We start from the raw sequence: 24,791 nt of genomic DNA, 5'->3' as shown, positions 1-24,791 counted from the left end.
CTGACACCGGGGTAATCCGTGAAAAAGCTCTCCGCACGACGACGCCATCCGCTGGCGGCGGTCGTCGTCCTACTCCTCGCGCTGGCGGCCACCGGGGGGCTGTACGCCGCGTTCGCGCCGGCGGACAAGGCGCAGGCCGATGACACCGCCCAGTCCCTCGCCATCGACGAGGGCAAGAAGCTCTACGCCGTGGGCTGCTCCAGCTGCCACGGAACCGGCGGTCAGGGCTCCTCCGACGGTCCGAGCCTGGTCGGCGTGGGCGCCGCCGCTGTCGACTTCCAGGTCGGCACCGGGCGTATGCCGCTCCAGCAGCAGGGTGCCCAGGCGCCCAAGAAGAAGGTCATCTACAACCAGGCCCAGATCGACCAGCTGGCGGCGTACATCTCGTCGCTGGGTGCCGGTCCCTCGGTCCCGACCGAGAAGCAGTACAGCCCGGACGGAGCGGACATCGCCAAGGGTGGCGAGCTGTTCCGCACCAACTGCGCCCAGTGCCACAACTTCACCGGTGAAGGTGGCGCGCTGACGCACGGCAAGTTCGCGCCGTCGCTCGAAGGTGTCTCCCCGAAGCACATCTACGAGGCCATGCAGACCGGCCCGCAGAACATGCCGTCCTTCCCCGACACCACGATGCCGGAGAAGAACAAGAAGGACATCATCGCGTACCTCGACGCGGTCAACGGTGAGAAGACCGAGAGCCCTGGCGGTCTCAAGCTGGGCGGTCTGGGTCCGGTCAGTGAAGGCCTCTTCGGCTGGATCTTCGGTCTCGGTTCGCTGATCGCGGTCGCCGTGTGGGTCGCCGCTCGGACCGCAAAGGCCAAGAAGTCATGAGTAGCCAAGAGATTCCAGAAGAGAACCTGCCCAGCAAGCAGGAGACCGAGCACGGCTCGGTGGCGGTGACGGAAGAGAACCCGTTCGCCGACCCGGGGCTGCCGCCCCACGAGCACCGCGTCCAGGACATCGACGAGCGGGCCGCCAAGCGTTCCGAGCGTGCCGTGGCGTTCATGTTCATGCTGTCGATGCTCGCGACGGTGGGCTTCATCGCCTCGTACGTGGCGATCCCGGCGGACAAGACCATCTACGTCTTCCCGATCGGTCACATCAGCGGCCTCAACTTCGCCCTGGGCCTCACCCTCGGCGTGGCGCTGTTCTGCATCGGCGCGGGCGCGGTCCACTGGGCCCGCACCCTGATGTCCGACGTCGAGATGACCGACGAGCGGCACGAGATCGCGGCCGAGCCCGAGGTCCGCGCCAAGGTCATGGCGGACTTCAAGCAGGGTGCCGAGGAGTCGGGTTTTGGGCGGCGCAAGCTGATCCGGAACACGATGTTCGGTGCGCTGGCCCTGGTCCCGCTCTCCGGCGTCGTCCTGCTGCGCGACCTCGGTCCGCTGCCCGAGGACAAGCTCCGCCACACCAAGTGGGGCAAGGGCAAGATGCTCGTGAACATGAACACGCACGAGCCGCTGCGTCCGGCGGACGTGCAGGTCGGTTCGCTGACCTTCGCGATGCCGGAGGGGATGTCGGAGCACGACCACGACTTCCAGACGCAGATCGCCAAGGCCGCCCTGATGATCGTCCGCATCCAGCCGGAGAACATCAAGGACAAGCGCGAGCTGGAGTGGTCGCACGAAGGCATCGTGGCCTACTCCAAGATCTGCACCCACGTGGGCTGCCCGATCTCTCTGTACGAGCAGCAGACGCACCACGTCCTCTGCCCGTGCCACCAGTCCACCTTCGATCTCTCCGACGGTGCCCGAGTGATCTTCGGCCCGGCTGGTCACGCCCTGCCGCAGCTGCGCATCGGCGTGAACGAAAAGGGCTACCTCGAGGCGCTCGGCGACTTCGAAGAGCCCGTCGGTCCTGCCTTCTGGGAGCGCGGATGAGCACCACCACCACTTCCTCCAACGAACAGCGCAAGCAAGCGCCCGCCGGAGAGCGCGTCGCCGACTGGGCCGACGGCCGGCTGGGGATCTACTCCCTGGCCAAGGCCAACATGCGCAAGATCTTTCCGGACCACTGGTCCTTCATGCTCGGTGAGATCTGCCTGTACAGCTTCATCATCATCATCCTCACGGGTGTGTACCTGACGCTGTTCTTCCACCCGTCGATGAACGAGGTGGAGTACTCCGGCAGCTACATCCCGATGCAGGGACAGCTGATGTCGGAGGCGTTCAACTCGACCATGCACATCTCCTTCGATGTGCGCGGTGGTCTGCTGATCCGGCAGATCCACCACTGGGCGGCGCTGATCTTCCTCGCCGGCATGTTCGTGCACATGATGCGCGTGTTCTTCACGGGTGCGTTCCGCAAGCCGCGTGAGGTCAACTGGCTGTTCGGCTTCCTGCTGTTCGTCCTCGGCATGTTCACCGGTTTCACCGGTTACTCGCTCCCGGACGACCTGCTCTCCGGTACCGGTGTCCGCTTCATGCAGGGCGCCATCCTGGGAGTGCCGATCGTCGGCACGTACCTGTCGATGTTCCTGTTCGGCGGGGAGTTCCCCGGCGGCGACTTCGTGGCCCGGTTCTACTCGGTGCACATCCTGCTGCTGCCGGGCATCATGCTCGGCCTCGTGGTGGCGCACCTGATCCTGGTCTTCTACCACAAGCACACGCAGTTCGCGGGTGCCGGCAAGTCCAACAAGAACGTCGTCGGCATGCCGCTCCTGCCGGTCTACATGGCCAAGGCCGGAGGCTTCTTCTTCCTGGTCTTCGGTGTCATCGCGGTCATCGCGGCGATCGCCTCGATCAACCCGATCTGGGCCATCGGCCCGTACCGCCCGGACCAGGTGTCCACCGGCGCCCAGCCCGACTGGTACATGGGCTTCGCCGAGGGTCTGATCCGTGTGATGCCGGGCTGGGAGATCAACCTCTGGGGTCACACGCTCGTCCTGGGCGTGTTCATCCCGCTGGTCGTGGTCTTCCCGCTGGTCCTCGTGGCCATCGCGGTCTACCCGTTCATCGAGTCCTGGGTCACCGGCGACAAGCGCGAGCACCACATCCTGGACCGCCCGCGCAACGCCCCGACCCGTACGGCCTTCGGTGTCGCGTGGCTCACGGCGTACATGGTCATGCTCGTCGGTGGCGGCAACGACCTGTGGGCGACCCACTTCCACCTGTCGCTGAACGCGATCACCTGGTTCGTCCGGATCGCCTTCTTCGCCGGACCGGTCATCGCCTTCATCGTCACCAAGCGGATCTGCCTGGGTCTGCAGCGGCGTGACAAGGACAAGGTGCTGCACGGCCGCGAGTCGGGCATCATCAAGCGCCTGCCGCACGGTGAGTTCATCGAGATCCACGAGCCGCTCAGCCAGGACCAGCTGCACACCCTCACGGCGCACGAGCAGTACCAGCCGGTCGAGATCGGCCCGTCGGTCGACGAGAACGGTGTCGAGCGCAAGCTGTCGGGTTCGCAGAAGCTCCGGGCGAAGCTCTCCAAGGGCTACTACGGGGAGCACAACCAGATCCCCAAGCCCACCGCCGACGAGTACAAGGAGATCACGAGCGGCCACGGCCACCACTGATCAACCGCGAGCTCTGAAGCTCTGACCTCCCCACTCTCGGCTTCGGTCGAGTAGGGGCCCACGGTCGCCACGGCAAGAGCCCCGTCCAGCGCATGGACGGGGCTCTTTGCTGTCCCGGCGCTGGATAGGGTGGTGCCACCCCGACGTGTCGGGGTGTTTCCCACACCGGCAGACAAAACAGGAGCGGCTATGAACGCTGTGACCCCCGCAGGAGGCGACACCGCGGCGGCCCGTTCCTGGCCCGACGTGCTGAACGGCCTGCTCGACGGGCGGGACCAGAGCGCCGACGACACGGCATGGGCCATGGACCGCATCATGCGGGGCGAGGCCACCGACGCGCAGATCGCGGGCTTCGTGATCGCGCTGCGGGCCAAGGGCGAGACGGTCGAGGAGATCTCCGGCCTGGTACGTGCCATGTACGCGCACGCCAACGTCATCGAGGTGCCCGGCCCGACCGTCGACATCGTCGGCACGGGTGGCGACGGGGCCAAGACCGTCAACATCTCCACCATGTCCGCGATCGTCGTCGCGGGAGCGGGCGCCAAGGTCGTCAAGCACGGCAACCGCGCCGCCTCCAGCGCGTCCGGCGCCTCCGACGTCCTTGAGAAGCTCGGCGTCAACCTCGACCTCACGCCCCGGCGGGTGGTCGAGGTCGCCGAGGAGGCCGGCATCACGTTCTGCTTCGCCGTGAAGTTCCACCCCGCGCTGCGGCACGCGGGCGCCGCGCGCAGTCAGCTGGGGATCAGGACCGTCTTCAACCTCCTCGGTCCGCTCACCAACCCGGCGAAGGTGCGGGCCCAGGCGGTCGGGGTCGCCGACCCGCGGATGGCGCCCGTCGTCGCCGGGGTGTTCGCCGAGCGCGGGCACTCCTCCCTCGTGTTCCGCGGGGACGACGGGCTCGACGAGCTGACGACCACCTCGACCTCCCGGGTCTGGGTAGTGCGGGACGGCGCCGTGCGCGAGGAGGCCTTCGACCCCCGCGAGGTGGGGATCGGCCTGGTGCCGGTCGAGGCGCTGCGGGGCGCCGACGCCTCGTACAACGCGGAGGTGGCGCTGCGGCTGCTCGACGGCGAGAGCGGGCCGGTGCGGGACGCGGTGCTGCTGAACTCCGCGGCGGCCCTGGTCGCCCTCTCGCCGACCGGAGAGCCGCTCGTGGAGCAGATCCGGGCCCAGATGGCGAAGGCGGCGCAGGCCATCGACTCGGGCGCCGCGAAGCGGGCCCTGGAGCGCTGGGTGGCGGCCAGCAACCGCTGATGCCCGCCATGTGACGTAAGGCGCAGTCCGGATTCTGGACTGCGCCTTGCGCGTCGAAGATCGTGTGGCAGGATGCTGCACAGGTCATGAGTGACAGCGACTACGGCCCCGGCCCGCTGTCCGGCAACCCTCCGTCCGTGGCGGGGTGCCCCGGGTGAAGACCAGGTCGTACGCAGCAAGGCGTATGGCAAGCGCGGACCCCTGGACATCGGTGAATGTCCGCCCCTGGGGTCCTGGTCCTCAAGGGAGCAGTCTCGTGAGCAAGCGAATGTGCTAGGGCCTCCGGCCCCTTTCCGCGCACCCTTTTTCTCTTCATCACTGCACCGCCGTACCCCTCTGCCGTACGTGCGCCTTCGCAGTGAACTCACTTGTCTCTTACGGGAGTTCACCATGTCTGTTTCCGCCGTTGCCGCCGACTCGTCCGTCTGCGCCCCGCTGGCCGTCCTCGGCAGGGACGTCACCGTTCCGCTGGTCACCGGTGGCGAGGTGACGTACGCCGCGCTCGACTACGCGGCGAGCGCGCCGGCGCTGCAGCGGGTGTGGGACGACGTGGCCGCGTACGCCCCGTACTACGGCAGCGTGCACCGCGGGGCGGGCTACCTCTCGCAGCTCTCCACCGACCTCTTCGAGAACTCCCGCACCACCGTTGCCGAGTTCCTCGGCTGCCGTGAGGGCGACCAGGTCGTCTTCACCCGGTCCACCACCGACTCGCTGAACCTGCTGGCCGCCGCCCTGCCCGCCGACTGCCAGGTCTTCGTCTTCGAGACCGAGCACCACGCCTCGCTGCTTCCGTGGCGGGACGCCCGCGTCACCTACCTGAACGCGCCGCGCACCCCCGACGAGGCCGTGCACACCCTGGAGCGCGCCCTCGCCGACCGCGACCCCTACGGGCCCGCCCTGGTGTGCGTGACGGGCGCCTCGAACGTCACCGGCGAGCTGTGGCCGGTGCGGGAGCTCGCCGCGGCCGCGCACGCGCACGGCGCCCGGATCGTGCTCGACGCCGCCCAGCTCGCGCCCCACCACCCCGTCTCCATCGAGGAGTTGGATGTGGACTGGGTCGCGTTCTCCGGGCACAAGCTGTACGCGCCCTTCGGCTCGGGCGTCCTCGCGGGCCGCTCCGACTGGCTGCGCGACGCCGAGCCCTACCTCGCCGGCGGCGGCGCTTCGCGCAAGGTGGCGCGGCGCCCCAAGGAAGCAGGCGGTGGCGTGGACGTGGAGTGGCACGACACCGCCGCCCGCCACGAGGCCGGTTCGCCCAACGTCATCGGCGTCTACTCCATCGCCTCCGCCTGCAAGGCGCTCACCGACGCGGGCTTCGACGAGCTCGTCGCCCGCGAGCAGCACCTGATCACGAAGGTGCGCGAGGGCCTCGCCGAGGTACCGGCCGTGCGGGTGCTCTCGCTGTTCGGGGACGACGCGCCGCGCGTGGGCGTCATCTCCTTCGTCGTGGACGGCTGGAACAGCTCGCACTTCGCCGCCGCGCTCTCCGCCGAGTACGGGATCGGCGTACGGGACGGCCTGTTCTGCGCGCACCCGCTGGTGCGCACCCTGCTCGGCAGCGTGCCCGACGAGCCCGGCGAGTGCGGCGCTCCCGAGGCCGCGCCCGGCGAGAAGTCCCTCAACGCCATTCGGGTGAGCTTCGGCGCGGGCACCCCCGACGAGCACGTCGAGCGGTTCGTGCGCGCGGTCAAGGAGCTGGTGGCGGACGGCGCCCGGTGGAACTACCGCACCGAGGACGGGCGTTGCGTGCCGGACACCGGCGCGGCCGCCTGACCGGACGGGCGCGGACGGCGCCCAGGGTCCTCCCGCGGAGATCCGTCAGAAGGGCCTAGGAGTCGAGGCCGATCGCGAAGGCCGCTTCCAGGTCGTGCTGCGAGTACGTACGGAACGCCACGTGCGTGTCGGTCCCCTCGACGCCGGGGATCTTGCTGATCCGGCCGGGGATGACGTCCGCCAGGTCGTCGTGGCGCGGCACCCGCACCATCGCGATCAGGTCGTACGTACCGGTCACGGAGAAGACCTCACTGACGGAGTCCAGCGCGGCGATCGACTCGGCGATCTCCGGAATCCGGTCCACGCTGGTCTTGATGAGCACGATCGCGGTGATCACGGCTGGCTGTCTCCCTCGGTGGCCGGTGCACTGCCTTTCACATGCACTCTAGTCCTCCGCGCACTCCACCCCCACGCGACGAGGAAGCCGAGCGAGAAGCCCACCAGATGCGCCAGATAGGCGACCCCCGCCCCCTTGCCTCCCTGCCCCGCCGCCAGCCACTGCAGCGTCACCCAGAACGGCAGCACCACCCACGCCGGAAAGCGCAGCGGCAGGAAGAAGAGGAACGGGAAGAGGCTGGTGACCCGCGCCCGTGGGAAGAGATAGAGGCAGGCACCGAGGACGGCGGAGATCGCCCCCGACGCGCCCACGAGTGTCTGGTCCGAGCCCGCGTGCGCGGCCGCGTAGGCGAGCAGGGCGAGATATCCGCAGCAGAGGTAGAAGAAGGCGTACCGGAGGTGGCCCATGCGTTCCTCGACCATGACCCCGAACACGTACAAGAACAGCATGTTCCCCAGCAGATGAAGCCAGCTGCCGTGCACGAACAGGGCGGTGAACGGGCCGAGGGCGGCGCCCGGGGCACCGCTGAACAGTTCGACGGGTACCACTCCCCACCGCTCGAAGTAGACCTGTTGCGCACCGATCAACTCGTCGCCGCGGCCGTAGGAGGGGTTGAACCCGGAGACCGGGGAGATCAGGAAGACCGCGCAGCAGACGGTGATCAGCCCGTACGTCACCGGGGCGGTGCGCCCCCCGAGCAGCCGGCCTGCCTTCGTACCCCATGTGCGGATCATGAACAGAGCATGACGTAACGGGCACTACCTCCGCAGACCGCCATGCCGCTCGGCAGGCCGCCGCATGGCGCCCCTTACAGGCCTTAGGGTTACGGGCAATGCGCACACGGAAACCTGCGTACGCCCCTCGGTCGCCGAAGATGTCGCCGCTGCCAGTCTCCGAAGAAAGCGAACAGCCACGATGACGGTTCCTCTGCCGACCGCCACCACCCGGTGGCGCTGCACGCTGTGCGGCAATCTCACGCGTTTCGATGTGACCCGCAGCTCGAAGGTCGTCGAGTATGTGCATCTCGACCTGGCCGGAGAGTCGAACGTCGAAGAACGTGAGGTGGTCAGTGAGACCATCGAGTCCGTGCGTTGCCGCTGGTGCAACGCCGTGGATCAGGTGGAACTCGTGGACAGGCCGGGCGCCGACTCCTGACGGAGCGGGGCCCGCACAGCTAGTGGGGTGACGGATGGTGGAGAGCTCGGGCGGGGAGCCGGACGACGGCGCCGCTGAGGTGCTCGACCGTCCGCTGCCCGACGGGGTGCGGCGACGGGTCGTCCACATCGTCTCGGACGGCTTCGGCGGCCTCACCCTGGCCGAATTGCCCCCTCAGCTGCGGCAGTACGCGCGCTTCACGCCCACCCGTCGCGCGAAGTTCGCGGGCAACGCCATGGCGGCCGCGCTGGAGAACGACACCCTCTTCCGCCAGCGCATCGGCGAACGCCTCAGGGAGGCCCAGCCCGAGCTCGCCGCCGCCCTGGAGGCGGGCTCGCCGCCGCCTGCCGCCGATCCGCTGGATGTGGCGGCCGCCGCCTATGTGCTGCGCCCGGCGGGCTGGGTGAAGCTGGTCACCGCCGCGGGCGAGGAGGCCCAGCGGGCCGACGCCGAGCGAGTGGACGACGAGACCCGGGCCGAGCTTGAGCGGCTGCGCGAGGAACTGGCCGCCGCCCGCGGGCAGACCAAGGCGGAGACCGAGCGGCTGCGCGCCGAGCTCGACACGGTGCGCAGGGAAGCCGAGTCGGTGCACCGCAAACTGCGCGCGGCGCTCAGCGACGTCAAGCGCGGCGAGGCCGCGCTGCGCAAGGCCGCCGCCGAGGCGGAGGCCGTGCGCGCCGAGAGGCAGGCGCAGGTGTCCGCCGCCGAGAGCGAGACGCGGCGGCTCAAGGCGCGGCTCGGCGAGACGGAGGCCGCCCTCGAGGCCAGCCGCAGGGCGGCGCGGGAGGGGCGCAGCGTCGAGGACATGCGGCTGCGGCTGCTGCTCGACACGGTCCTCGACGCGGCCCAGGGGCTGCGGCGCGAACTGGCCCTGCCCCCCGTCTCCGTACGGCCCGCGCAGACCGTGGACGCCGTCGAACCGGGGCGGATGTCGCCCAAGGACATCGCCGCCCGCGCACTCTCCGAGAGCGACCCGGCGATCCTGGACCAGCTGCTCGCGCTGCCACAGGCGCACCTGGTCGTCGACGGCTACAACGTCACCAAGACCGGCTATCCGACCATGCCGCTGGAGAAGCAGCGGCTGCGGCTGCTCGGCTCGCTCTCGCAGCTCGCCCTGCAGTCGGGCGCGGAGGTCACCTGCGTCTTCGACGGCGCGGAGCTGGCCGCGCCCGTGCTGCTCGCGCCGCCGCGCGGGGTGCGGGTGCTGTTCTCCAAGCCCGGCGTCACGGCGGACGAGTTGATCCGTCAGCTGGTGCGCGCGGAGCCGCCGGGGCGGCCCGTGGTCGTGGTCTCGACCGACCGCGAGGTGGCCGACGGGATCGCCAAGGCGGGGGCGCGGCCGGTGGCTTCGGCGGTGCTCCTGAAGAGGCTTTCGCGGGGCTGACCGGCGGGGCTTTCGCGGGGCTAAAGGGTGTGGTGCAACTCCTGGGTCCTATGCCCGAATTGGGCGTCCATGGAAGCGACGTAGTGTCAGAAGATCATTACTGGCTGTGCGTTATCGGTAAAGAATGCGCTTCGCGACCGGTTTTTTGCCGGTGTGATTTGAACTGATCACAAGAAGGTCACTAAGGTCTCGCTTCGAACCCCCGCTCGGTTGATCACCCATCCGGGGTGGCGGCGGTGGTACCCGCCCGCCATGTCCCGGTAGGCGGCCGGAGGAAGAAGGAGCCGCCCGCGTGGCGTCCCACCGTCGACCCAAGCAGCCGAGCCGCACCCGCGTGACCGTGCTCACCGCGACCGCCGCCGCTGCCGTGGCCCTCACCTCGCAGGGCGCCGCCCAGGCCGCCCCGAAGCCGAGCAAGGACGAGGTCAAGTCCAAGGTCGACAAGCTCTACGAAGACGCGGAGCGGGCCACCGACAAGTACAACGGGGCCAAGGAGAAGCAGGAGAAGCTCGAGAAGCAGATCGGCGATCTCCAGGACAAGGTCGCCGACGGCCAGGAGGAGCTCAACGAGCTGCGCGACGGCCTCGGTTCGATGGCCAGCGCCCAGTACCGCTCCGGCGGCATCGACCCCTCCCTGCAGCTCTTCCTCTCCTCCGACCCGGACAACTACCTGGACAAGGCGTCCACTCTCGACCAGCTGAGCAGCCAGCAGGTCGAGGCGCTCAAGAAGATCCAGAAGAAGCAGCGGGACCTCGCGCAGCAGCGCAAGGAGGCCGCGGGCAAGCTCGACGACCTCGCGGACACCCGCGAGGAGCTCGGCAAGAAGAAGCGGGAAGTCCAGGGCAAGCTCAGCGAGGCCCAGAAGATCCTCAACACGCTGACGGCCAAGGAGAAGGCGGCCATGGCCGCCAAGGAGAAGCAGCGCGCGAGCCGCTCCGCGGGCGAACGAGCCGACCTCGGCGACGAGGCGCCCGCCTCCGGCCGCGGCGCCGCCGCCCTGAGCGCCGCCGCCACCCAGATAGGCAAGCCCTACGTCTCCGGTGGCACCGGCCCCAACTCCTACGACTGCTCCGGCCTCACGCAGTGGGCGTTCGCGCAGGCAGGCGTCTCCATCACGCGCACCACGTACACCCAGCAGAACGACGGCACGAGGATCGGCCGCGGCGACCTCAAGCCCGGCGACCTGGTGTTCTTCAACAACCTCGCGCACGTCGGGTTCTACGCGGGCAACGGCCAGGTGCTGCACGCCCCGCACCCCGGTGCCTCGGTGCGCTACGAGTCGATGTCCTACCTGGGCACCTTCCAGTTCGGCGTCCGCGTCTGAGATCCTGTCTTTGAACCCCGACGTCAACGCCTTGCCGACACCGTCCGAACGGGCGAATTCCGGTAACTCCCGCTGACCCCGCGCCCCGTTGATGACCTGCGTCTGAGGCGGGGCGCCGGGCTGTCCGCGTCCTTTGCGCACCTCGCCGGGTCTTTGGCCGCTCCGTGGTCGCACGGCTACTGTCGGCGCGCATTCCCCCGGACAGCCGGGGGGTCGTCAGCGGAAGGGAGAGCGGCTTCCCGTGGGGTCCCATCGCCGTCCCGCACAGCCCGGTCTCGACCGGAGCACGCGCGTCATCGTCCTTTCAGCGGCAGCGGCCACCGCGGCGGCGGCCCTCGGCGCCGCGCCCGCAGGTGCCGCGCCGCACGACAAGCCGTCCGCCACCCGCGCCACGGTCGACCGGCTGTACGAGCAGGCCGAGCAGGCGACGGAGCTGTACAACAAGGCCGACGAACGCACGGACAAGCTGCGTGCGCAGGTCGCCCGGGCCAAGGACAGCGTCGCGCGCGGCCAGGAGCGCATCAACCGGATGCGCGGCGCGCTCGGCGCGCTCGCCGGTGCGCAGTACCGCGACGGCGGCATCGACCCCGCACTGGCCCTGCTGCTCTCCTCCGACCCGGACGGCTACCTCGACAGGGCCTCGGTCCTCGACCGCGTCAGCGCCCGGCAGGCGGGCGAACTGGCCGATCTGCAGCGGGCCCAGCGCAGCCTCGCGCAGGAGCGCGCCGAGGCGGGCCACAAACTCGCCGAGCTGGAGAAGAGCCGCGCCACCGTCGCCCGCCACAAGCGCACCGTCGAGCACAAGCTGGCCAAGGCCCGGCGGCTGCTCAACTCCCTCTCCAGCGGGGAGCGCGACGCGTACGAGAGGTCCTCGCGCGCCGACGAGCGCGGCGAGCTGCCGGAGCTCGGGGGCGCCGCGTCCTCCTCGCGGGCCGCCGCCGCGATCGCCGCCGCCAGGTCCGCGGTCGGCAAGCCCTATGTGTGGGGTGCCAACGGGCCCTCCGGATTCGACTGTTCGGGCCTCATGCAGTGGTCGTACGCCCAGGCCGGGGTCGGCCTGCCGCGCACCTCGCAGGCCCAGCGGTACGCGGGGCGCCAGGTGTCCCTGTCCCAGGCGCGGCCCGGCGACCTGGTGGCCTACCGCGACGACGCGAGCCACATCGGGATGTACATGGGCAACGGCCAGGTGGTGCACGCGCCCTACCCCGGAGCCGCCGTCCGTTACGACCCCGTCGGCATGATGCCGGTCTCCTCCGTGACGCGGATCTGACCGGTCCGCGCGCCGCGCCCCGTACGATCGGGAAGGTGGCTGGTCACAGACGTGGGTCGTGGGTGGTGGCGCTGTGCTTCGCGCTCTGCCTCGCCGTGCTCGCAGGCTGCGGCGCGGACCCGGTACCGGACGCCGCAGCCGGTGACGTGCGCAGGCTCCTGGAGCGGCGCGCGCAGGCCGTCCTCGACGGGGACGAGAAGGCGTACGACGGGACGGAGCGGCCCGCGAAGGGCGCGCCCGACCTCTTCGGGCGCGTCGGCGAGGTCCCGCTGGACTCCTGGGAGTACCGGCTGACAGGACTGGACCGCTCCGGCGCCGAGGCCACCGCGAGCGCCGAACTCCACTACCGCATCAAGGGCTACGACCGCGCGCCGGTCACCGCCGAGCGGACGCTGACGCTGGAGCGGCGCGCCGGCCAGTGGTACGTCACCGCCGAGCGGCCCGCGAAGAAGTCCGGCGAGCAGCTCTGGGACCAGGGGCGCGTGCGGGCCGAGCGCGGCGCGCACAGCCTCGTCCTCGGCGTCGGACGCGGCGCCGCCGAACTGCGCGCCCAGCGCCGGATCGCCGACCGTGCGGTGCCCGCCGTCCGGAGCGCCTGGCCGGGGAAGTGGCCGGGCCGGGTCGTCGTCCTGGTGCCCCGCTCCCTGGAGGGCATGGCAGGGCTGCTCGGGGCGCCCGCCTCCGGGTACCGGGGGATCGCGGCGGTCACCACCGGCGAGGCGGGCGGGTCGGGGCGGGCGCCGGCCGACCGCGTCATCGTCAACCCCGACGCGTACGGCGTCCTCGGCGACTTCGGCAAGCAGGTCGTCCTCACCCACGAGGCCACCCACGTCGCGACCCGCGCCCAGACGTCCCCGGCCACCCCGCTGTGGCTCTCCGAAGGGTTCGCGGACTGGGTGGGCTACCGCGGCACGGGCCGCACCGCGGTGCAGGCCGCGCCCGAACTGCGGCGCTCGGTGCAGCGCGGGCAACTGCCCGGCGCGCTCCCCGAGAACGACGACTTCGGCTTCGCGGGGGACGCCGCGCGGCTCGCCGGCGCGTACGAGGGCGCCTGGCTGGCCTGCCGGATGATCGCGGAACAGTGGGGCGAGAAGAAGCTGACGGACTTCTACGAGGCGGTCGGCGCCCGCGAGCGGCGGGCGGGCGCGGTCGGGGCCGCGCTGCGGGAGGTCCTGGACACCACGCCCGGGGACTTCACGGCGCGCTGGCGTACGTATCTGCGTGCGGAGCTGGGCTGACCGGCTCCGGCACCGGCCGCGGCCGTCCGCGCGGTTCGGACACCGTCTGGCGCCACAGGTTCCGGCAGGCCGGCACGGTCGCCGCGACCAGCAGGCCGTTGCGCACGAGGAGCAGGGCCACGCCCAGCGGATCGCCGGCCACCACGTGCGAGAACCAGATCGGGAACTCCAGGAAGGTCACGAAGGTGGCCGCGAGGACAAGGCGCGCCGGCAGGACCATCCGGCTCGTGCGGAACGCCAGGCAGACGGCGGCCGTCCCCACCAGCCAGAGCATGTACTGCGGACTGATCACCCGGCTCGTGGCGGTGAAGAGCAGCACGGCCACGAAGGCCGCGTCCGCGGGCGTGCTCGCCGACCAGGCCCCGGCCCGCAGCCGCCACACCAGGAGCCAGCAGAACGCCGCCACCGAGAGGGCCTGCGCCGCCGTGCTCACCAGCGGGACGTACGGGCCGAGGAACTCCACCGAGCCGTAGTTGAGGCGCACTTCGCCGCGCCAGCCGAGGTGCCGTGCGATGTGGAAGACGAGGGCGCCGAGCGACTCCACCTCCGTGCCGCGGTCGCGCTGGAAGGTGAGGAACGCCAGCGCCCCCGGCATCGCCACCAGGAACGCGAGCGTCAGGGCGAAGGCGGTGGCCGCCGCCGCCGTCCAGGACCGCCGGGTCGCCCGCCCGCGCGGGGCCCCGGCGAGCAGCAGCACCGGCCACACCTTGAGCAGGGCCCCGAACCCCGCGAGCGCCCCCATGGCGCGCGGATGCCGCGCCCCGGCGAGCAGCGCGGCGACCGCTACGGCGGTCACCATGACGTCGTAGCGGGCGTACACGGTGGGCCCGAGGAGCGCCACGCCCGCGACCCACACCCAGGCGCCCCGCGGCGACCTGCCGGGCCGCCGCCCCGTGTACAGGAGAAGGCCGCACACCGCCGCGTCGCAGAGGAAGGCCAGGAAGAAGAAGGCCGGGGCGTAGCCGAGGAAGGGCAGCAGGGCGGGGGAGAGGACCGCGAGGGCGGCGGCGGGCGGGTACTGCCAGGTGACGTCGTCCAGCGGGAAGGTGCCGGTGCGCAGCACCTCGTACCAGCCCTGGTAGATGACGGAGACGTCGCTGGTCACGTCCGGCCCCGGAGCCGTGAGCAGATGGAAGACGCAGAGCAGCAGGAGGGCTCTGGTCAGGACCCAGACGGTCAGGATGCGTCCCATGCACGCCTCGCCCCATTTCTCATACTTCCTTGTGATTCGGGAAGCCATGATGCCGGGCCGTGCGGGGCGAGGGCGAAGAGGCTGGGCCGTGCGGCGACGCCGACGGCTCTCGGTGCCGACGGCTTTCGGTACTGTCGTGCGCGATGCACAAGACCTTGATCGTCACGAACGACTTCCCGCCCAGGCCCGGTGGCATCCAGGCGTTCCTGCACAACATGGCGCTGCGCCTGGACCCCGAGCAGCTCGTCGTCTACGCCTCCACCTGGAAGCGCGGCCCCGAGGGCGCCGAGGCCACCGCGGCCTTCGACGCCCAGCAGCCCTTCCAGGTCGTACGCGACCGTACGACGATGCTGCTGCCGACCCCGCGCGTCACCCGCCGCGCGGTCTCGCTCCTGCGGGAACACGGGTGTACGTCGGTGTGGTTCGGGGCGGCCGCGCCGCTGGGGCTCATGGCGCCCGCGCTGCGCAAGGCCGGGGCGACGCGGCTGGTCGCCACGACCCACGGCCACGAGGCGGGCTGGGCCCAGCTGCCCGCCTCGCGGCAACTCCTGCGCCGGATCGGTGAGTCGACGGACACGATCACCTACCTCGGCGAGTACACGCGCTCGCGGATCGCCGCGGCCCTGACCCCCGCCGCGGCGGGCCGGATGGTCCAACTCCCGCCCGGCGTCGACGAGAAGACCTTCCACCCCGGCTCCGGCGGCGACGCGGTACGGGCGCGGCTCGGTCTGACCGACCGGCCTGTGGTGGTGTGCGTATCGCGGCTGGTGCCGCGCAAGGGGCAGGACACGCTGATCCTCGCCATGCCCCGCATCCTGGCGCGGGAGCCCGAAGCGGTGCTGCTGATCGTCGGCGGCGGGCCCTACGAGGACGACCTGCGCAGACTCGCGGCGGAGACGGGGGTGGCGGACTCCGTACGCTTCACCGGCGCGGTGCCGTGGGAGGAGCTTCCCGCGCACTACGGGGCGGGCGACGTCTTCGCGATGCCGTGCCGGACGCGGCGCGGGGGCCTCGACGTGGAGGGCCTCGGCATCGTCTACCTGGAGGCTTCCGCGACGGGCCTTCCGGTCGTGGCCGGTGACTCCGGTGGGGCGCCGGACGCGGTGCTCGACGGGGAGACGGGGTGGGTCGTGCGGGGCGGGGTGCCTGAGGAGGCGGCCGATCGGGTTGTCGCGTTGCTCGGCGATGCGGAGTTGCGGGGGCGCATGGGGGAGCGGGGGCGTGAGTGGGTGGAATCCCGCTGGCGCTGGGACCTCCTCGCCGAACGCCTCCGTGACCTCCTGTAACCCCCACCGGGCCTACCACCCGGGGCCACCCGATCCTCACCCCCCACCGTGGTGGCCGCTCGCGCAGTTCCCCGCGCCCCTGAAAGGCGGTCTTCGGCTGTTCCGCCGTGGTGGTTGTTCGCGCAGTTCCCCGCGCCCCTGAAAAAACGGGCCTCGGCTGTTCCGCCGTCGTGGTTGCTCGCGCAGTTCCCCGCGCCCCTGGTGGCGGCCTGCGGCCGCTCCAGGCGCGGAGGGGAGAAGCGGGGCGTTAGCCCCCGCTTCAGGGGCGCGGGGAACTGCGCGACCAGCCACAGCGCACCGGGAGCCGCGAACACACAACCCCCCCACGGCGAGTGGGCGGATCCCGCCAACGCTACCCGCGGTAAATCGCCTCGATTTCGTCCGCGTAATCCTTCGCCACCACATTCCGCTTCAGCTTCAGCGACGGCGTCAGATGCCCCGACTCCTCCGTGAACTGCGAGCCGAGCACCCGGAATTTGCGTACGGACTCCGCCTTGGACACCGCCGCGTTGCCGTCGTCCACCGCACTCTGGATCGCGGCGAGCAGATCCGCGTCGTCGCGGAGCGAAGTCGCCGTGGAACCGGCGGGCTTGCCGTGTTCCGCGGCCCAGCGGCCGAGGAACTCGTCGTCGACCGTGACGAGCGCGCCCACGAACGGGCGGCCGTCGCCGACGACCATGCACTCGGCGACCAGGGCGTGCGCGCGGATGCGGTCCTCGATCACGGCGGGGGCGACGTTCTTGCCGCCGGCGGTGACGATGATCTCCTTCTTGCGGCCGGTGATGCGCAGGTAGCCGTCCTCGTCGAGCGTGCCGATGTCACCGGTGTGGAACCAGCCGTCGGCGAGGGCCTCTTCGGTGGCGCCCTCGTTGTTCCAGTACTCCTTGAACAGGTGCTCGCCGTGGAGCAGCACCTCGCCGTCGTCGGCGATGCGGACGACGGAGCCGGGCAGGGGCTGGCCGACCGTGCCGATCTTCTGGCGGTCCCACGGGTTGAAGGCGGTGGCGGCGCAGGACTCGGTCAGGCCGTACCCCTCAAGGACCGTGAAGCCGATGCCGCGGAAGAAGTGGCCGAGGCGCTCGCCGAGCGGCGCGCCGCCGGAGATCGCGTACTCACCGCGTCCGCCGAGGACCGCGCGGAGCTTGCTGTAGACCAGCTTGTCGAAGACCTTGTACTTGATCTTCAGGCCGAGCGAGGGCCCGGCGGTGGTGTCGAGCGCGCGGCTGTACGCGATCGCCGTGTCCGCGGCCTTGTCGAAGATCTTGCCCTTGCCGTCGGCCTGGGCCTTGGCGCGCGCCGAGTTGTAGACCTTCTCGAAGACGCGCGGGACGCCGAGGACCATGGTCGGCCGGAAGGACGCCAGTTCGTCGGTGAGGTTTTTGACGTCGGGGGCGTGGCCGAGCTTGATCGGCGCCATCAGCGCGGCGACCTCGACGAGCCGCCCGAAGACGTGCGCGACGGGCAGGAAGAGGAGGACCGAACACTCGCCGGTGCGGAAGAGGGGCTTGAGGCGCTCCACCACGTTGCCGCACTCCGCGAAGAAGCTGCGGTGGGTGAGGACACAGCCCTTGGGACGGCCGGTGGTGCCCGAGGTGTAGACGATGGTGGCCGCGTCGTCGGCGCCCGCCACCGCGCCGCGCTCGTCGACGGTCGCGTCCGGGACGTCGGCGCCTGCGCGGTGCAGCTCGTCGACGCCGCCCTTGTCGATCTGCCAGACGTGGGCGAGGGCGGGCAGTCCCTCGCGTACGGAAGCGACGGCGGCGGCGTGCGCGTCCAGCTCGACGACGCAGGCCACGGCACCGGAGTCGCCCAGGATCCACTGGATCTGCTCGGCCGAACTCGTCTCGTACACCGGTACGGTGACGGCGCCCGCGCTCCAGATGGCGAAGTCGAGGAGCGTCCACTCGTAGCGGGTGCGGGACATCAGGCCGACGCGGTCGCCGGGGCGTACGCCCGCCGCGATCAGGCCTTTGGCGGTGGCGCGCACATCGGCGAGGAAGGCCTTGGCGGTGACGTCCTGCCACTGGCCGTCGACCTTGCGGCCGATGACGGCGACATCCGGGTGCTGCGCGGCATTTCTGCGGACGATGTCGGTCAGATTGCCGTCCGCAGGGACCTCGTACAGGGCCGGAAGGCTGAACTCGCGCAAGACTGCTGCTCCTACATAAGGGCGCCGGCGCCACGACGTTGTGTGCTGCGACGGTGCGGTCCAAGATCGGGCAGGTGCTCAGTCGAGATGGGGGGCCGAGCACTACTGGACTGCCCGGACGTTACCCATCGGTATGGCTTGTTCGGTAGGGGGGCAGGGCCAGATGTTCGGTGCGTCACACGTCGCTGCGGTCTGCCTCGCACAGTACGCCACCCTCTTCCCGACTCGGAAGTAACCGCAGGTCCGGGCCGCTGCCCAGGACCCCTACCGGCTGCGGGGCCGCCGTTCTAGGGTGATCGGCATGCCAGCTTTCCGGGTCAATGTGGTCAGTGACGTGCACGGCAACACCGAGGCGCTCGCGCGCGCGGGGGACGGCGCGGACGCGCTCGTCTGCCTCGGCGACCTGGTGCTCTTCCTCGACTACAGCGACCACTCGCGCGGCATCTTCCCCGACCTCTTCGGCGCGGAGAACGCGAGCAGGCTCGTGGAGCTGCGCACCGCCCGCCGTTTCGAGGAGGCCAGGGAGTTCGGCAGGGGGCTGTGGGGGGACCTCGACCGCGGCACGGCGATCGAGGGCGCGGTCCGCAAGCAGTACGCCGAGATGTTCGCGGCCTTCCCTGCACCGACCTACGCCACCTACGGCAATGTCGACATCCCGGCCCTGTGGCCCGAATACGCCGGGCCCGGCACCACCGTCCTGGACGGCGAACGGGTCGAGATCGGCGGCCGCGTCTTCGGGTTCGTCGGCGGCGGCCTGCGCACCCCCATGCGTACCCCCTACGAGATCAGCGACGAGGAGTACGCGGCCAAGGTCGAGGCCCTCGGCGAGGTCGACGTCCTGTGCACCCACATCCCGCCGGACGTGCCCGAGCTCCTCTACGACACCGTGGCGCGCCGCTTCGAACGCGGCAGCAGGGCGCTGCTCGCGGCGATCCACCGGACCCGTCCGAAGTACGCGCTCTTCGGCCACGTCCACCAGCCACTGGTCCGGCGCATGCGCGTGGGCGCGACGGAGTGCGTGAACGTCGGGCACTTCGCCGGGACGTCCAGGCCCTGGGCCCTGGAGTGGTGACCGCGCCGCGCGCGGTAGCCTTCACGCGGTACACACCACCCCATCCCGGACGACCGCATCTGGAGGAGCCACAGCGATGGCCGAACACACCAGCTCGAGCATCATGATCGAGGCGGCACCGGCCGAGGTGATGGGAGTGATCGCCGATTTCGCTCGCTACCCGGACTGGACGGGAGAGGTGAAGGAGGCCGAGGTCCTCGCCACCGACGAGCGGGGCCGCGCCGAGCAGGTCCGCCTCGTCATGGACGCGGGCGCGATCAAGGACGACCAGACGCTCGGCTACACCTGGACCGGGGACGACGAGGTCAGCTGGACGCTCGTCAAGTCCCAGATGCTGCGCTCGCTGGACGGCTCGTACCTCCTGAAGCCCGTGGGCGCCGGCACCGAGGTCACCTACCGGCTCACCGTCGACGTCAAGATCCCGATGCTCGGCATGATCAAGCGCAAGGCGGAGAAGGTCATCATCGACCGCGCCCTCGCAGGCCTCAAGAAGAGGGTCGAGTCCAAGGAGGCCTGAGGGTCCAAGGAGGCCTGAGGGTCCAAAGAGGCCAGAGGGGCCTGAGGGGGAAAGCGGGGCGAGGGGGAAAGCGGGGCGCAGCCCCAGCTTTCCAGGGGCGCGGGGAACTGCGCGAGCAACCCCACTCAGCCGTGAGTCGCGAACAAGCAGCCCCCCCCCACGGCGAGTAGGCGCCCCCGCCCGGCGCCCCGCGCCCTGACGTACCGTTCACCGATATGCGCACCCTCCTCGTCACCGGCCCCGGCGGCTCCGGCCGGACCACCATCGCCGCGGCCACCGCGCTCGCCGCGGCGCACGCAGGGCACCGGGTCCTCGTGCTCTCCGCCGACCGCACCGACACCCTCGGCGCGGTGCTCGGCGCCCCGGACGCGCACCCCGCGCTCACCGCCCGGCGCCTGGCCCCCGACGACCGCGTCCGGGACGACCTGCTGGCCTTGCAGGAACGTGCCGCCTCCGCCCTCGACCTGCTCGGTGCCGAGCGGCTCGACGGCGAGGAACTGACCCCGCTGCCCGGGGCCGAGGAGCTGGCCCTGCTGCGCGCCCTGCGCGACGCCGCCCGCGACGGCGCCCACGACACCGTGGTCGTCGACCTGCCGCCCACCCCCAGGGCCCTGATGGCCCTCGCGCTTCCCGAGCAGCTCCGCCGCTACCTGCGCCGCCTGCTCCCGCCCGAGCGGCAGGCCGCCCGCGCCCTGCGCCCCATGCTCGGCCGCCTCGCCGGCGTCCCGATGCCGGCCGCCTGGCTGTACGAGAGCGCGGCCCGCCTGGAGGACGAACTCGCCGCCGTCCAGCGCGTGTTCGAGGCCCCCACCACCACCGTCCGGCTGGTCGCCGAGCCCGGCCCCGCGGGCGCCGACGCCGTCCGCGCCGCCACCACGGGACTGGCCCTGCAGGGCCTGCGCACCGACCTCCTGATCGCCAACCGGATCCTCCCGGACACGAGCGCCGACACCTGGCTGGCCGGGCTGAGCGCCCAGCAGCGCAAGACGCTCGACGAGTGGGAGGCCGGATACGACCGGGTCACCTCGGTCCGCCACCTGGGCCGTGACCCGCGAGGCGCCGACGACCTCGCCGCCCTCGGCTTGGCGGCGCCCGCCGCCGCCCCCGAGCCCGTCGCCTGGCCCGTCACCGAAGCCCCCGCCGATGCCTGCGCCGACAAAAGCCACGCGTACGTCTGGCACATCCCGCTCCCCGGCGTCGGCCGCGACGAGCTCGGCCTGATCCGGCGCGGCGACGAACTCGTCGTGACCGCGGGACCCTTCCGCCGCATCGTCACCCTGCCGTCCGCGCTGCGCCGCTGCACCGTCGCGGGGGCCGGGCTGCGCGACGGCGAGCTGCGGGTGCGGTTCGCGCCCGACCCGGACCTGTGGCCGCGCGGGAACTGAACCCCGTCGCAACCCGGCCCCGCGGCCGCACGGACGGTGAACGCGTGACCGCCATTCGGGTAACGTCGGATGGCATGAGCGATGCCACCGAGCGCGAAGCCCCCGAAGTCGACGCCGACGCCTGGGAGAAGGCGTGCGCTGAGGATCTCGCGGCCGAGCGGGCGCGCCGCCGCGCGCAGTACGGCCCCCCGACAGGATCGGCCGCCGAGGAGCTGCGCAAGCTCGTCGACGCCGTGTCGGACAAGCTCTCCGGACTGCAGGCCCCGCTGCTCGGCGCGGTCGCGCAGGGCGCCGTGGAGCAGACCATCAAGCAGGTCGTCCGGGAGGCGAAGGCCGCCGTGGAGCCGGTCATCGAGCGCAATCCCGACGTCTTCGACCACCTCGCGGCGGCCGGCTCCGAGCTCCTGGCCGCCTACCGCTCGGCGGCCCGGGGCCAGGAGAACCGGTGGACCCGCGGCGACGCCCCGGGCGGCGCCGCGAAGGACACCACGGACGGTCCCGACCGCCGCGACGGGGGCCCCGCGGCCGGGGAACACATCGATCTGGACTGATCCCCCTCGGGTACGGTGGGCCGTAGCGGGGCTCGATCGAACTGAGGGATTCATGGGACTCACCATCGGCGTCGACATCGGCGGCACCAAGATCGCGGCCGGAGTGGTCGACGAGGACGGCAACATCCTCTCGACCTTCAAGGTGCCGACCCCTGGTACTTCCGAGGCCATCGTCGACGCGATCGCCTCCGCCGTCGCGGGCGCACGGGCCGGGCACGAGATCGTCGGCGTCGGCATCGGCGCCGCCGGGTACGTCAACCGCCAGCGCTCCACGGTCTACTTCGCGCCGAACATCGACTGGCGCCAGGAACCGCTCAAGGAAGAGGTCGAGAAGCGCGTCGGCCTGCCGGTCGTCGTGGAGAACGACGCGAACGCCGCGGCCTGGGGCGAGTACCGCTTCGGCGGCGGCAAGGGCCACCGCAACGTCATCTGCATCACGCTCGGCACCGGCCTCGGCGGCGGCATCATCATCGGCAACAAGTTGCGCCGCGGCCACTTCGGCGTGGCCGCCGAGTTCGGCCACATCCGGATGGTGCCGGACGGCCTGCTCTGCGGCTGCGGCAGCCAGGGCTGCTGGGAGCAGTACGCCTCGGGGCGCGCCCTCGTGCGGTACGCGATGCAGCGCGCCAACGCCACCCCGGAGAACGCCGAGTACCTCCTCTCGCTCGGCGACGGCACCCCCGAGGGCATCGAGGGCAAGCACATCTCGATGGCCGCCCGGCAGGGCGACGCCGTCGCCATCGACTCCTACCGCGAGCTGGCCCGCTGGGCGGGCGCCGGCCTCGCCGACCTGGCGTCGCTCTTCGACCCGTCCGCGTTCATCGTCGGCGGCGGACTCTCGGACGAGGGCGAGCTCGTCCTCGACCCGATCCGCAAGTCCTTCAAGCGCTGGCTCGTCGGCGCCGCCTGGCGCCCCGAGGCCCAGGTCATCGCCGCCCAGCTGGGCAACGACGCGGGCCTGGTCGGCGCGGCGGACCTGGCACGGGAGCCCGACCCGGTCATGTGACCCGGTGCCGGGGGCGCCGTCGATCGCGCTGCGCGCTCGTCCTCAAACGCCGGACAGGCTGGATGACCTCCGCCTGTCCGGCGTTCGCGTATCTTGATCGCCATGCCGACGAGCCCGAGCTCCACGCTCCCCGACTCGCGCACCGAATCCGACGGTTCGGCCGTCGTCCGGGTGCTCAGCTACAACATCCGCTCGATGCGCGACGACACCGCCGCACTCGCCAGGACCATCTCCGCCTGCGCCCCCGACCTCGTCCTGATCCAGGAGGCCCCGCGGTTCTTCCGCTGGCGCAAGAAGCTGGCCCGCCTCGCGCGCGCGGCCGACCTGGTGATCCTCTCCGGCGGCGGCAGCGCGGCCGGACCCGCGCTGCTCTGCTCGATGCGCGCCACGGTCGAGCGCACCGAGGACGTGCTGCTCCCGCTCACCCCGGGCCTGCACCGGCGCGGCTTCGCCACCGCCGTCGTACGCTTCGGCGGCGTCCGGCTCGGCGTCCTGAGCTGTCACCTGAGCCTGCAGGCCGACGAGCGGTACGCGCAGGGCGGGATGCTGCTCGACCGGCTCGCCGGGATGGGCGTGGACCACGCGGTCGCGGGCGGCGACCTCAACGAGCGGCCGGGCGGCCGGACCTTCAGCAGGCTCGCCGAGACCCTCCGGGACTGCTGGACGGTGGCGCCCTGGGGCGGCGAGAACACCTCGACGCCGGAGGATCCGCACCAGCGCATCGACGCGCTCTTCGCCACCCCGGGCATCGAGGTCCTCGGGTGCGGCGTGCCGTCCGGGCTGCCCGGCGTGAGCGAGGACGACCTGAGGGCGGCCACGGACCACCTGCCGGTCCTTGCCGCCCTCAGAATCCCGGCCTCCTAGGGCCCTTCCCTATGACACAGGCTCTCAGACGACGGCGCCGCGCCCCGGGTCGTCGTCCTCGTCGTCACCGCTGTTCATCCGCACCACGAGGGTGGCGAAGCCGCCCAGGAAGCCGCCGATGCCGAGCGTGGTCAGCCACCACGTCATCTGCCAGCCGAACAGCACGGCGAGCAGGATGAGCAGCGGGCCGCCGAGCACGGCGAGCCAGGCGAACTTGGCCGTCACGTCGGCGTCGGGCAGCGGCGGCGGCTCCGGCGGCACGAAGTGCCCCTCGTCGTCGCCGTCGAAGTCGCTCTCGGCGGGCTCCGGCACGGTGTAGTCGCGCGGACCGCCGACGCCGGGCGCGAACGAGACGGAGCTGCCGAGCGGCTTGTCGGCGCCGGACTCGCCGGCCGGCGATTCGGCGGGGGGCTTCGCCGGGCCGTCCGCCGTGCCGTTCGTCTCCGTCTCCAGGAGCGCCAGGCCTTCGACCGACTTGAAGGGCTTGGCGCCCGGCGGGTCCGCGGGCTCCTCGCCGTACCCCGCGACGATCGCCTGCCAGGCGGCGTCCTCGTCCAGGGGGATGCCGTCCGCGGGCGTCCCGTCCACAGGAGTCCCGTCCGCGGGCACCTTGCTCTTCTCCGGCTCGCGGCTCTCGTCGCGGTCCGCCTCGTGCTCAGCCACCGGTGGCCGTCCCTTCCTTACCGACGCTGGGGGCGAGCCGGCCGATGAACGCGTGACTCTCCTCGAAGATCCGGTCCGCTTCGTAGTCCAACGTCGCGACGTGGTAGCTCTGTTCCAGCAGGATCTCCGTGACGTCCGTGGAGGAGACGCGGCTGAGGATCCGGGCCGAGTCGGCGGGCGGCACGACGTGGTCGCGCGGGCTGTGCAGCACCACCAACGGCTGGGTCACCTGCGGCAGTTCGGCGTCGACGAGCTGGAAGAAGCGGCGCAGGGAGTGCGCGGCGTGCAACGGGATCCGGTGGTAGCCGATCTCCTCGGAGCCGGGCTTGGCGATGTCGCTGACGATGCCCTTGGTGCTGGTCACGACGTGTCGCGCGAGCGGCAGCGCGTGTGCCGCGAGGCCGTGCACCTTGTTCCCCGGGTTGACCAGGACGAGGCCGCTGACCGCGTCCCCGTGCTTCGCGGCCAGGCGCAGCGCGAGCGCGCCGCCCATCGAGAGCCCGAACACGAAGACCCGCTCGCACCGGTCGAGGAGGCCGCGCAGCTCGCGCTCCACCTCCGCGTACCAGTCCTGCCAGCCGGTGATCTGCATGTCCTCCCAGCGGGTGCCGTGCCCGGGCAGCAGCGGCAGCGAGACGGTGAGGCCGCGCTCCGCCAGGTACTCGGCCCAGGGGCGCAGCGACTGCGGGGATCCGGTGAAGCCGTGGCAGAGCAGGACGCCGACCTCGCCGCCTTCGTGGCGGTACGGCTCGGCTCCGGGGAGGACCGGCACTTCGGTCTCCTTCGTGAGAGGTGGGAGTACTTCACCGTACGCGACCGGACTGACACCGGCCAGGGTCGTCGGGCCCATTGGC

General features: G+C 71.4%; 23 protein-coding genes and 1 riboswitch. Of the genes, 17 read left to right on the top strand and 6 right to left on the bottom strand.

Annotated elements, in window-relative coordinates; all coding sequences use genetic code 11:
* Window positions 1-18: 18 nt before the first annotated feature.
* The 5 genes from ACFVYL_RS04575 (at window position 19) to ACFVYL_RS04555 (ending at window position 6,544) form a co-directional block, all read left to right on the top strand.
* Window positions 19-828, top strand: a complete 810-nt coding sequence (locus ACFVYL_RS04575; RefSeq protein ID WP_361730142.1) for a cytochrome c — start codon at window positions 19-21, stop codon at window positions 826-828.
* Window positions 825-1,880 carry a Rieske 2Fe-2S domain-containing protein gene (locus ACFVYL_RS04570; RefSeq protein ID WP_389712823.1) on the top strand — a complete coding sequence of 352 codons (1,056 nt, stop codon included), beginning with the start codon at window positions 825-827 and terminating at the stop codon, window positions 1,878-1,880. Before ACFVYL_RS04575 ends, ACFVYL_RS04570 begins: the two co-directional genes overlap by 4 nt.
* The gene (locus ACFVYL_RS04565; RefSeq protein ID WP_389712822.1) at window positions 1,877-3,517 is read left to right on the top strand and encodes a cytochrome bc complex cytochrome b subunit; all 1,641 of its coding nucleotides are present in this window, start codon (window positions 1,877-1,879) and stop codon (window positions 3,515-3,517) included. Before ACFVYL_RS04570 ends, ACFVYL_RS04565 begins: the two co-directional genes overlap by 4 nt.
* A 189-nt stretch (window positions 3,518-3,706) precedes the next feature.
* Window positions 3,707-4,771 carry an anthranilate phosphoribosyltransferase gene (gene trpD / locus ACFVYL_RS04560; RefSeq protein ID WP_389712821.1) on the top strand — a complete coding sequence of 355 codons (1,065 nt, stop codon included), beginning with the start codon at window positions 3,707-3,709 and terminating at the stop codon, window positions 4,769-4,771.
* 82 nt (window positions 4,772-4,853) lie between these two features.
* Window positions 4,854-4,971, top strand: a riboswitch (SAM riboswitch).
* A 190-nt stretch (window positions 4,972-5,161) separates the two neighbouring features.
* A complete protein-coding gene (locus ACFVYL_RS04555) occupies window positions 5,162-6,544 on the top strand; it encodes an aminotransferase class V-fold PLP-dependent enzyme (protein ID WP_389712820.1) in 1,383 nt (460 codons plus the stop codon).
* 55 nt (window positions 6,545-6,599) lie between these two features.
* On the opposite strand, the gene ACFVYL_RS04550 is transcribed toward ACFVYL_RS04555, so the two are convergent.
* A complete protein-coding gene (locus tag ACFVYL_RS04550; protein WP_055566223.1) occupies window positions 6,600-6,881 on the bottom strand; it encodes an Lrp/AsnC family transcriptional regulator in 282 nt (93 codons plus the stop codon).
* A complete protein-coding gene (locus ACFVYL_RS04545; protein WP_389712819.1) occupies window positions 6,878-7,615 on the bottom strand; it encodes a rhomboid family intramembrane serine protease in 738 nt (245 codons plus the stop codon). The genes ACFVYL_RS04550 and ACFVYL_RS04545 overlap by 4 nt, the downstream gene beginning before the upstream one ends.
* Before the next feature lie 181 nt (window positions 7,616-7,796).
* Here ACFVYL_RS04545 and ACFVYL_RS04540 point away from each other — a divergent pair, with 181 nt between their 5' ends.
* The 5 genes from ACFVYL_RS04540 to ACFVYL_RS04520 all read left to right on the top strand — a co-directional run bounded on the left by ACFVYL_RS04540 (window position 7,797) and on the right by ACFVYL_RS04520 (window position 13,252).
* A complete protein-coding gene (locus ACFVYL_RS04540; RefSeq protein WP_055566221.1) occupies window positions 7,797-8,036 on the top strand; it encodes a hypothetical protein in 240 nt (79 codons plus the stop codon).
* A 34-nt stretch (window positions 8,037-8,070) separates the two neighbouring features.
* Complete coding sequence (locus tag ACFVYL_RS04535; protein WP_389712818.1) at window positions 8,071-9,420, top strand: NYN domain-containing protein; 1,350 nt, start codon at window positions 8,071-8,073, stop codon at window positions 9,418-9,420.
* A gap of 292 nt (window positions 9,421-9,712) precedes the next feature.
* Window positions 9,713-10,744, top strand: a complete 1,032-nt coding sequence (locus tag ACFVYL_RS04530) for an NlpC/P60 family protein (protein ID WP_389712817.1) — start codon at window positions 9,713-9,715, stop codon at window positions 10,742-10,744.
* A gap of 241 nt (window positions 10,745-10,985) precedes the next feature.
* Window positions 10,986-12,014, top strand: a complete 1,029-nt coding sequence (locus ACFVYL_RS04525) for an NlpC/P60 family protein (RefSeq protein ID WP_389712816.1) — start codon at window positions 10,986-10,988, stop codon at window positions 12,012-12,014.
* A gap of 35 nt (window positions 12,015-12,049) precedes the next feature.
* A complete protein-coding gene (locus tag ACFVYL_RS04520) occupies window positions 12,050-13,252 on the top strand; it encodes a hypothetical protein (RefSeq protein ID WP_389712815.1) in 1,203 nt (400 codons plus the stop codon).
* On the opposite strand, the gene ACFVYL_RS04515 is transcribed toward ACFVYL_RS04520, so the two are convergent.
* Entirely contained in the window at window positions 13,209-14,444 is a 1,236-nt protein-coding gene (locus ACFVYL_RS04515; RefSeq protein ID WP_389712814.1) for a glycosyltransferase 87 family protein, read from the bottom strand. The genes ACFVYL_RS04520 and ACFVYL_RS04515 overlap by 44 nt on opposite strands.
* Before the next feature lie 143 nt (window positions 14,445-14,587).
* On the opposite strand from ACFVYL_RS04515, the gene ACFVYL_RS04510 reads away from it, so the two are divergent.
* Window positions 14,588-15,730, top strand: coding sequence for a glycosyltransferase family 4 protein (locus ACFVYL_RS04510; protein WP_389712813.1), 1,143 nt, complete (start codon window positions 14,588-14,590; stop codon window positions 15,728-15,730).
* 352 nt (window positions 15,731-16,082) lie between these two features.
* Here ACFVYL_RS04510 and ACFVYL_RS04505 read toward each other — a convergent pair whose 3' ends face one another.
* Complete coding sequence (locus ACFVYL_RS04505; protein ID WP_389712812.1) at window positions 16,083-17,879, bottom strand: AMP-dependent synthetase/ligase; 1,797 nt, start codon at window positions 17,877-17,879, stop codon at window positions 16,083-16,085.
* A 301-nt stretch (window positions 17,880-18,180) separates the two neighbouring features.
* On the opposite strand from ACFVYL_RS04505, the gene ACFVYL_RS04500 reads away from it, so the two are divergent.
* From ACFVYL_RS04500 to ACFVYL_RS04475, 6 genes are all read left to right on the top strand, one after another.
* On the top strand, window positions 18,181-18,951 hold the full coding sequence (locus ACFVYL_RS04500; protein WP_389712811.1) for a metallophosphoesterase: 771 nt from the start codon (window positions 18,181-18,183) through the stop codon (window positions 18,949-18,951).
* A gap of 76 nt (window positions 18,952-19,027) precedes the next feature.
* A complete protein-coding gene (locus tag ACFVYL_RS04495; protein ID WP_389712810.1) occupies window positions 19,028-19,468 on the top strand; it encodes an SRPBCC family protein in 441 nt (146 codons plus the stop codon).
* Window positions 19,469-19,683: 215 nt separating this feature from the next.
* Entirely contained in the window at window positions 19,684-20,853 is a 1,170-nt protein-coding gene (locus tag ACFVYL_RS04490) for an ArsA family ATPase (RefSeq protein ID WP_389712809.1), read from the top strand.
* 74 nt (window positions 20,854-20,927) lie between these two features.
* Window positions 20,928-21,404, top strand: a complete 477-nt coding sequence (locus tag ACFVYL_RS04485) for a DUF5304 domain-containing protein (protein ID WP_389712808.1) — start codon at window positions 20,928-20,930, stop codon at window positions 21,402-21,404.
* 52 nt (window positions 21,405-21,456) lie between these two features.
* Window positions 21,457-22,410 (top strand): ROK family glucokinase, encoded by a 954-nt coding sequence (locus ACFVYL_RS04480; RefSeq protein ID WP_355813669.1) that lies wholly within the window; start codon window positions 21,457-21,459, stop codon window positions 22,408-22,410.
* Window positions 22,411-22,512: 102 nt separating this feature from the next.
* The gene (locus ACFVYL_RS04475) at window positions 22,513-23,274 is read left to right on the top strand and encodes an endonuclease/exonuclease/phosphatase family protein (protein ID WP_389712807.1); all 762 of its coding nucleotides are present in this window, start codon (window positions 22,513-22,515) and stop codon (window positions 23,272-23,274) included.
* Window positions 23,275-23,298: 24 nt separating this feature from the next.
* Here ACFVYL_RS04475 and ACFVYL_RS04470 read toward each other — a convergent pair whose 3' ends face one another.
* Window positions 23,299-23,937 carry a hypothetical protein gene (locus ACFVYL_RS04470; protein ID WP_389712806.1) on the bottom strand — a complete coding sequence of 213 codons (639 nt, stop codon included), beginning with the start codon at window positions 23,935-23,937 and terminating at the stop codon, window positions 23,299-23,301.
* A complete protein-coding gene (locus ACFVYL_RS04465; protein WP_389712805.1) occupies window positions 23,930-24,709 on the bottom strand; it encodes an alpha/beta hydrolase in 780 nt (259 codons plus the stop codon). The genes ACFVYL_RS04470 and ACFVYL_RS04465 overlap by 8 nt, the downstream gene beginning before the upstream one ends.
* Window positions 24,710-24,791 lie beyond the last annotated feature (82 nt).

Origin of the sequence: Streptomyces sp. NPDC058308 (assembly GCF_042880275.1) — a bacterium.
Classification (GTDB): domain Bacteria; phylum Actinomycetota; class Actinomycetes; order Streptomycetales; family Streptomycetaceae; genus Streptomyces.
The sequence above is the reverse complement of the archived record's forward strand: the minus strand, read 5'-3'. Positions and strand labels throughout refer to the sequence as shown.